This is a genomic window from Bartonella sp. AP30XZML, from assembly GCF_042195945.1.
Taxonomy (GTDB): Bacteria; Pseudomonadota; Alphaproteobacteria; order Rhizobiales; family Rhizobiaceae; genus Bartonella.
Window position 1 is genome coordinate 23,988 of sequence record NZ_JBHIPJ010000045.1, and the last position, 7,852, is coordinate 31,839.

At 38.6% G+C, this 7,852-nt stretch carries 6 protein-coding genes; 3 read left to right on the top strand and 3 right to left on the bottom strand.

Annotated elements, in window-relative coordinates; translation table 11 throughout:
- The first annotated feature begins 393 nt into the window (after window positions 1-393).
- Complete coding sequence (locus ACFIL2_RS03315) at window positions 394-762, top strand: helix-turn-helix domain-containing protein (protein ID WP_375680524.1); 369 nt, start codon at window positions 394-396, stop codon at window positions 760-762.
- Between the two features lie 385 nt (window positions 763-1,147).
- Here the strand turns inward: ACFIL2_RS03315 and ACFIL2_RS03320 are convergent, their stop codons facing one another.
- Window positions 1,148-1,384, bottom strand: coding sequence for a hypothetical protein (locus ACFIL2_RS03320; protein WP_375680525.1), 237 nt, complete (start codon window positions 1,382-1,384; stop codon window positions 1,148-1,150).
- Between the two features lie 747 nt (window positions 1,385-2,131).
- Between ACFIL2_RS03320 and ACFIL2_RS03325 the strand changes: the two genes are divergently transcribed.
- On the top strand, window positions 2,132-2,485 hold the full coding sequence (locus ACFIL2_RS03325; RefSeq protein ID WP_375680530.1) for a helix-turn-helix domain-containing protein: 354 nt from the start codon (window positions 2,132-2,134) through the stop codon (window positions 2,483-2,485).
- Between the two features lie 1,649 nt (window positions 2,486-4,134).
- Here ACFIL2_RS03325 and ACFIL2_RS03330 read toward each other — a convergent pair.
- Together ACFIL2_RS03330 and ACFIL2_RS03335 are read right to left on the bottom strand one after the other, a co-directional pair.
- The gene (locus ACFIL2_RS03330; RefSeq protein ID WP_375680526.1) at window positions 4,135-4,530 is read right to left on the bottom strand and encodes a hypothetical protein; all 396 of its coding nucleotides are present in this window, start codon (window positions 4,528-4,530) and stop codon (window positions 4,135-4,137) included.
- A 670-nt stretch (window positions 4,531-5,200) separates the two neighbouring features.
- Complete coding sequence (locus ACFIL2_RS03335; protein WP_375662328.1) at window positions 5,201-6,436, bottom strand: MFS transporter; 1,236 nt, start codon at window positions 6,434-6,436, stop codon at window positions 5,201-5,203.
- A gap of 1,185 nt (window positions 6,437-7,621) precedes the next feature.
- Here ACFIL2_RS03335 and ACFIL2_RS03340 point away from each other — a divergent pair.
- Window positions 7,622-7,852, top strand: a 231-nt coding sequence (locus ACFIL2_RS03340; RefSeq protein ID WP_375680527.1) for a helix-turn-helix domain-containing protein, incomplete at its 3' end; no start/stop codon positions are given.

Here is a 7,852-nt window from a genome sequence, read left to right on the forward strand (position 1 = left end):
AATAAAGCTTCCACCCCGCACCGGTTTTAAACTATCATCCAACCTCTTCCCCAGTAAATTCCCCTACTAACATCAGATTACCACCCCCCCAAACATCCCTATTTTACAATATAACAGACTAGAAAATCTTTTAATTGTTCTTGCCAATCCCTTGAAATTACTTTATCACTCAAAGGATATATTGATCGTCCACGCAACGATCAATAAGGGATAGTAAAGCCCTAAGCTCTAGCGTAAGAATGAACCCACTTTGTGGGTGTCCCGGGATTCCGGGAGTTTTTGCTATGTCCAGGTGTGATAAGCACTAAAAGCAAAAATGCTGACTAGAGCTCAGTACTTTACTACTCCCGGAATACCAATGCGAGGGCGCTCGCAACCGGAGGGGAGCTTGAAGTGCAAACTAAAAATTCACATTTCAATGATATTTTAATAGGTAAAAGAATCCGTCACAGACGTATTTCAATGGGGCTTTCTCAAAAAGAGTTAGGAAGCCATTTAGGTGTCAGTTTTCAACAAATCCAGAAATACGAAAAAGTTTTAAATCGTGTAAGCGCGGGGTGTTTGCTCGAAATTGCTAAAAAACTAGAGGTTCCTATGAACTTTTTTTATGCGGACCTTTTAACAGCAGATATTCCCACAAAAGAACATGCCTTACACCACGATCAAGACACCTATAGCGAAAAAGAATACGCCCTTTTAAAAAACTTTAGAGAACTCCAGCCGAAAAAACAAAAAGCAATTTTGTGGTTAATTTCTGATTAAGCAAAAGCACACCCATCAACATCCCTCACCAATATATCCAACATCCTTTAAATATAAGCTTCAGATCACGACACCTCAAAGAAGACAATTTTATCAGACACGACAGATAAGCCCTGCCCTAAAATATTCCCTCACACACCTTTCTCCAGTCAACACCTTAACACCCCTCTTCATCCCAGCTTTCTCCGCTCCATTCACAAACGTGTCCCCTAGTTCTCCATATTCCATACCATGAAAGCATACACAAAGCATAAATCCTTCACTTCAATTTTACAGATTCACGTTTTTACGCTTTTCCATATTTACAGAAAGCAGCAAATGAAACTTTTCCCCCAGCGTCTTACACTGCGTTGTCAAGAATCCGACATCTTGTAGCAGTTTCCTCCTACCAAGCACTTAGACAAATCAGCACACCATACCCCTCAAACAACGTTAATGCACCACATTCAACAAGCAAGCCTTTTCTGAATATTCTTACACCCGTCTCCCTCCAACACAAAGAGCGAAAGCTCCTACAAATACCGATCAATTCCGCTTCGAAGCAAAGACCCCACTCAAAAGACAAAGCTTCACACACACACCAAAAAGCTTCCCCCACAGCGCCAATTTTCACATGCTTCATCCTAGCTTTCCACTTCATTTGCAGACTCGTTCCCCAGTCCTCTCACCCCCTTCCATGCCAAGACAAAAGCATACAACACATAAATCCTTCACTTCAATTTTACGGATTCACGTTTTTACGCTTTTACATCTTTACAGAAAACAACCAAACGAAATTTCAAACCAGCCCACCACTCAATAAACAAGAGTCTGTAAACAATTCAACTTTTATCGCGTATATTGCACTTGGGAAACACCCCTCACCACCCCTCAAAGGATACTGTTTCACCAGACACGGATAGATAACCCCTACCCTCAAATATCCAGACACTCTCACAAAAGCACCGTATAAATTGATATGCTTGAAGATCCGTCGACGGCATATCCTTGCCTCTAATGCCCCCATCTCACCCTACCTCAAATGACAATATTTTACAGCATAAGGCATAAGAAGATAATGAGACAATTTTTAAGATACAAAAAAATGCTCTCATTTTCCAAATCTTTTAATTGTTCTTGCCAATCTTTTGAAATTACTTTATCAATCAAAAAGTGCTTTGGTCGTCTACGCAGCGATCAATAGGGAGTTGAAGCCTGAAAAGCCTAATACATGAATTTGTCCCGCTTTGCGGGTATCCCGGAATTCCGGGAGCTTTTGCTATGTCCAAGTGCATCTTCGCACTAAAAGCAAAAGGCTGATTAGGCTCAGTACTTTCAACCTCCCGGAATACCAATGCGAGGGCGCTCGCAACCGGCAGGGGGGGTTGAAGTGCAAACAAGAAATCCACATTTCAACGATATTTCGATAGGCAAAAGAATTCGTCATAGACGAATTTCAATGGGACTTTCTCAAAAAGAGTTAGGAAGCCAGTTAGGTGTCAGTTTCCAACAAATCCAAAAATATGAAAAAGGCTTCAATCGTGTAAGCGCAGGACGGTTACAAGAAATTGCCAACATCTTAAAAGTTCCCATTACCTTTTTTTATGCCGATATTGTCACAAAAGAAAATTCTCTACTCCACGATCAAGACACCTATAGCGAAAAAGAACACGCCCTTTTAAAAAACTTTAGAGAACTCGAAGCGAAAAAACAAAAAGCAATCTTGTGGTTAATTTCTGATTAGACAAAAGCGCATCAATCGACATCCTTTGCCAATATCCCCTCTGCCTAAAGCCTTGCCGCCTGATACCACCATATCTCAAAAAACGGTTTAGGCACCGGTTTACGACATCATAGGATAACAAACTTCAAAATAGGATAAAAACACCAAAACCTTGGAAAAACATCCCCACCCCTCTCACAGAATCTTATCAAAAGATCTCTTCTGATTTAAACGCACAATTCCGATTGTATCATTATGATACCTTTTTACATTTACCTTGTCAAGTTTTTATATTTTTCTTTTGATATTTTTGTGTTTTTCTTTAAGGGATCCACATCCCTCAAAACACCTTTTCTGCAAAATGCCCCTCATACAAAACACAATGTCTAAAACAACAAGAGCTAAAATAGGATTTCCCCCCTAAATAGGATTTCCCCTCTAAATAGGCTTTCATTGTATTGCTCATTCATCCACTTATTAAAAAACACCTCTCAATGCTTCTCACACCCATTTCACGGATATCCCCATACAAATATAGATGCAACTATAATTGTTAAGCTCCGCATAGAATATAAACGCCCACCACGAGATTTTTCTCTTCACATCTCTTTACACATCAGCTCTGCAATCTGTTCACAGCCATTCCCCACACACTCTTCTCCAGAAAACGCACTTCAACAACACTCTTCATCCCAACTTTCTCCTCCATTCACGAAGACACTTCCCCCAATCCTTCCCACCACATTCCATGCCATGATAAAAGCTCTCACAAAGCACAAATCCTCCGCTTCATTTTACAGATTCACATTTCTACGCTTCTCCACATTTACAAAACGAAGCCAAGGAAAGGTTCACCACCCCGCACCACTCTATAAACAATAGTCTATAAACCAACCCAGCTTTTTGCCTAGTACCCCTTACAGTCTTCAGACGCCTTCCTCAAACGACAGCACTTCGTCAGGCTTGACAAATCAAGCCCTATCTCCTCGCCATCCTTCACGCATCTCTTTGCACCAACGCCTTACCCACACTCTCCCCCTATCCATGCGCACACTCTCTTCATCCTCCATTCCCCCTTTTTCTCTCCCATCACACACTCACAACTTAACAGCACTCTTCATCCCAGCGTTCCCCGCTCCATTCACAAATACATCCCCCAATCCTCGCACCACATTCCATGCCATGATAAAAGCCCACACAAAGCACAAATCCTCCGCTTCATTTTACAGATTCACATTTTTACGCTTTTACATCATTACAGAACGCAGCCAAAGGAAACTCCCAAACCACCACGCGACAATTTGATAAAAACAAAACACCTTTTTAATAATCTCAAACAACAGATTTCTGTAAAGAGTTCATATGAATTTGATTGTTTAGATCTGACTATTAGATTGGCATATAGAGCCGTAGAACAGAAAGTAATTTTCTATAAGACAGAAACGATAAAAGCGCTATATAACTGAGACAGAACATGAAGGATTGCAAACAGATAAAACGACATCTTTCTTCGTTACAACACTGAAATTGTAAACGAGACGACGAATAACTATCGTCTGAATATGCAATTTCATATCTGCAAATTTTTATTGATTAATTCAATCCCAACACTTCCCCTGAAACACATTTCTTCATTATCTACTTCTTTGAGACAAACCGGCAAAGGGGTTTCATCTACTATAAGTACGGAAATAATAACGGGTTACTCCAACCTCATCATAAGAAACCATAGACATGATACCTGTCTTTATTGGCGTTATTTGATAAGTCAAGATTACACCATTTTGCTGTTTGTTTGGTTGATCTGTATAGATCACGTTATATCCATTCCGTCGCAAGAGATCAATAAATACAGGAGTAAAGTTGTCTTCTGTTTTATTTTTTTTCACAATAAGTATTGTTGTAGCGGGCGGTAAAGGTTTTTTAAGATTACGAACAAAATCGTTAGCAATTAATTTTACATCATCTTTCGTAATATTTGGACTGACATAACTTGATGAATAATTACTGATAGATGCACAACCAGCCACCAATACAAGCGGTAACGGAAATAAATATTTTGACATCTTAACTCCCCTATTAATTGCATTCTCTCCTGAAAAGCTCCTACACCAGAAATAAGAGCCTCCTTTCAAAGAATAGCCTTAACAACATATTTCTTTACTATCAAGCATTAGTTAATCACTTTCTCGCTTGTTTAAAAAAACGACCACCATCTCTCATAGTACTCAAAGCTTATGTTTAAGACACAAAATATATATGTTAAAAGTACGAAAAAACACATGTAAAGCATGTAGTATACATATAGTATATGTATACTTACTTTCATGGTGTGTTGCATTACATAAACCAACGCACAGCACCCTTCATTTCCCCTCCATTCACGAAAACACTTCCCCCCAATCCTTCTCACCACATTCCGCGCCCCCAAAAGCCCAAAGTGACCAAAAACACGCACAATATATAAACCACAAATCCCCCACTTCACTTTTACAGATTCACATTTTTACGCTTTTACATCATTACAGAACGAAGCCAAGGAAAGGTTCACCGCCCCGTACCACTCTATAAACAACGGTCTGTAAAGAATTCAAATGCTTGCCTAGCAAGTTTCTACCACTGACCACTCATTCGTTTCAGATCACCCCCTTCAAAGAGCGGTGTTTTTACCTCATGAATAAGATAATGAGCGAACCGTCTTTAGAAAAAAGAAACGGCATGGAGATATCAAATATATCAATGGTCGTCATCGACTGTCGTGTTAAGAGGTGTTAACTCTTTATTTTTCTTAATTTTTACAACGCCAATAATTCCCGTGGAAATAATTAATGCGGACATAGCTAAAAAAGAGCTTAACAATCCCACGAGTGCCAAAAGTCCAGCAATAAAGCCAGACATTGCTTCGGCAGAGTTCGCTAAAGTTGAAAAGGTTCCAAAACTCTTACCAAAATCTTCACGACGAGAATATAATTGAATAGCTGAGACTAAACCAATATCCACAAAGGCACCAATAAATCCCAGAACAAATGCTAACACGAGAAGGAATTTTAAATAAAGTCCAGCAGCTAAAGGCATAACAAACAGGATAACCCCATAAAGAAGCCAAAATATCATGAGCTTCAACGATGTAATATTTAATATAATTTTACTATAGAACAAACCACCAACAATAGTTCCAACAGCCATGAGAGAAAAAATATAACTCACAAGGCTCTCCTCTCCCCCCACAAAAAGAACAAAAGCTGGAATTAAAAATCTTAAAATAGCACCCGTAAAGAGAATAGCAAACGACGATCCAACGAGCGTAATAAATAAATTATTATTTTCTGTAGAAATATATTTAAGATATGAAGCTGTTTCTCGATAAATTTTTATAAAATTGAATGATTTATTCTCGCTTGAATTTAAATTCATGAGATTAAATAACACGATAATAGATATAAAATAGGTAAAAAAATCAAAAATGAGTACTGCCGATTTATTTGCTAAAAAAAGCAGTATGGAACAAACCAAAGGGCCAATGACGGCTGCCGTTTCCATGATAATTTGAGCAATGCTATTGGCCTTTGTAAGATCTTTTATTGAAAACATTCTGGGAATAGCAGCTTGAAAACTTGGTTGGAAAATACTTCTTCCTATCGTTGTACATATTGCTGCAAAAATAAGAACAATGATATGTGCCGTACCTGTTATATAAGTTATAAAAACAAACAATGAAGCTAATAATCTAACAACTTCACTTAAGATCATATTTTTCTTCAAAGAAAAATTATCCGCTAACCAACCTCCTATAGGGCCAAAAAAGAGAAAAGGGATAAATCGAAAAAAATACACAAGACCTGTAAAAAAGGTGTTATCTGTTAATTCTAAGACCAGTAAAATAAAAACAACTTCATAAGCATAATCACCAACTTTGGAAATAAAGAGAGAGCAAAAAAGAGCTAATGGACTCTTTTTTAAAAACAAATTCATATCAACCATCCAATTTTAAACTTTGCTACACTTAAAGTTACACTTCCTTCGCTACAATTGGTGATATGAACTTCAAAAGAGTTGTTTATTCTAATAAATCGCTTAATAAGTTAAGTGAAAATTTTTAAAGAAATACTCCTCTTGATATAAGCATTTACTCTAATATCAAGTAATATCTTTAAAAAAAGAAAGAATGTAAAAATTATGAGATCACAATCTTCCATATTATTACATTGACCTCCACCCCACGTCTCAAAGAATGAAAATTCCCAACCAGCACTAGTCTACAATCCCACAATAAAAAGCAACTTTCCCCACAAAATAAAGCTTACACCCAACCACTTCTCAAACGATAGCACTTCATCAGGCTCAACAAATCAAGCCCTATCTCCTCGCCATCCTTCACGCATCTCTTTGCAACACCCGCCTTACCCACACTCTCCTCTTATCCATGCGCACTCTCTTCATCCTCCATTCCCCCTTTTTCTCTCCCGTCACACACTCACAACTTAACAGCATTCTTCCTCTAAACGTCTCCCTCCATTCACGAAGACACTTCCCCCCAATCCTTCTCACCCCTCCATATCATGACCAAAAACACGCACAATATATAATCCACAAATCCCCCCACTTCACTTTTACAGATTCACATTTTTACGCTTTTACATCTTTACAGAATAAAGCTAAAGGAAAGGTTCACCACCCCGCACAGCTCTATAAACAATAGTCTATAAACGAATCCAGCTTTTTGCCTAGTACCCCTTACAGTCTTCAGACGCCCCCCCTCAAAAGAAAATGTTTCATCAGACCAGACAAGATAAGCCCAGCCAAAAATATTCACCACACACTCTAAAAAACACCTAAATGTGGAAATTGATATACTTGATATCATCCCCCCTCCAAATAACGCCGTTTTATAGCATATTGATTTTTCTTGCCAATCTTCTGAAATTACTTTATCACTTAAAGTGTAATTTTGATCGTCTACGCACCGATCAAGAGGGATTAAAGGTCCTAAATCCGAGCGTAAAAATGAACCCGCTTTGCGGGTGTCCCGGGATTCCGGGAGTTTTTGCTATGTCCAGGTGCTTCTCAGCACTAAAAGCAAAAAGCTGACTCGGATTCAGTACCTTTAACTCCCGGAATACCAATGCGAGGGCGCTCGCAACCGGAGGGGGGCTTGAAGTGCCAACTAAAAATCCACATTTTATCGATATTTTGATAGGCAAAAGAATTCGCCACAGACGCATTTCCATGGGGCTTTCCCAAAAAGAATTAGGAAGCCATTTAGGTGTCAGTTTCCAACAAATCCAAAAATACGAAAAAGGCTTCAATCGTGTAAGTGCCAAATGTTTACTGGAAATTGCTCAAAAACTAGAAGTTCCTATGAACTTTTTTTATGCAGACATTGCCACA

What these genes read in the sequence shown, in the direction of transcription:
- ACFIL2_RS03330 (WP_375680526.1), bottom strand. Translation starts at nt 4,530, where the DNA reads ATGTCAAAATATTTATTTCCGTTACCGCTTGTATTGGTGGCTGGTTGT.
- ACFIL2_RS03320 (WP_375680525.1), bottom strand. Translation starts at nt 1,384, where the DNA reads ATGAAGCATGTGAAAATTGGCGCTGTGGGGGAAGCTTTTTGGTGTGTG.
- ACFIL2_RS03335 (WP_375662328.1), bottom strand. Translation starts at nt 6,436, where the DNA reads ATGAATTTGTTTTTAAAAAAGAGTCCATTAGCTCTTTTTTGCTCTCTC.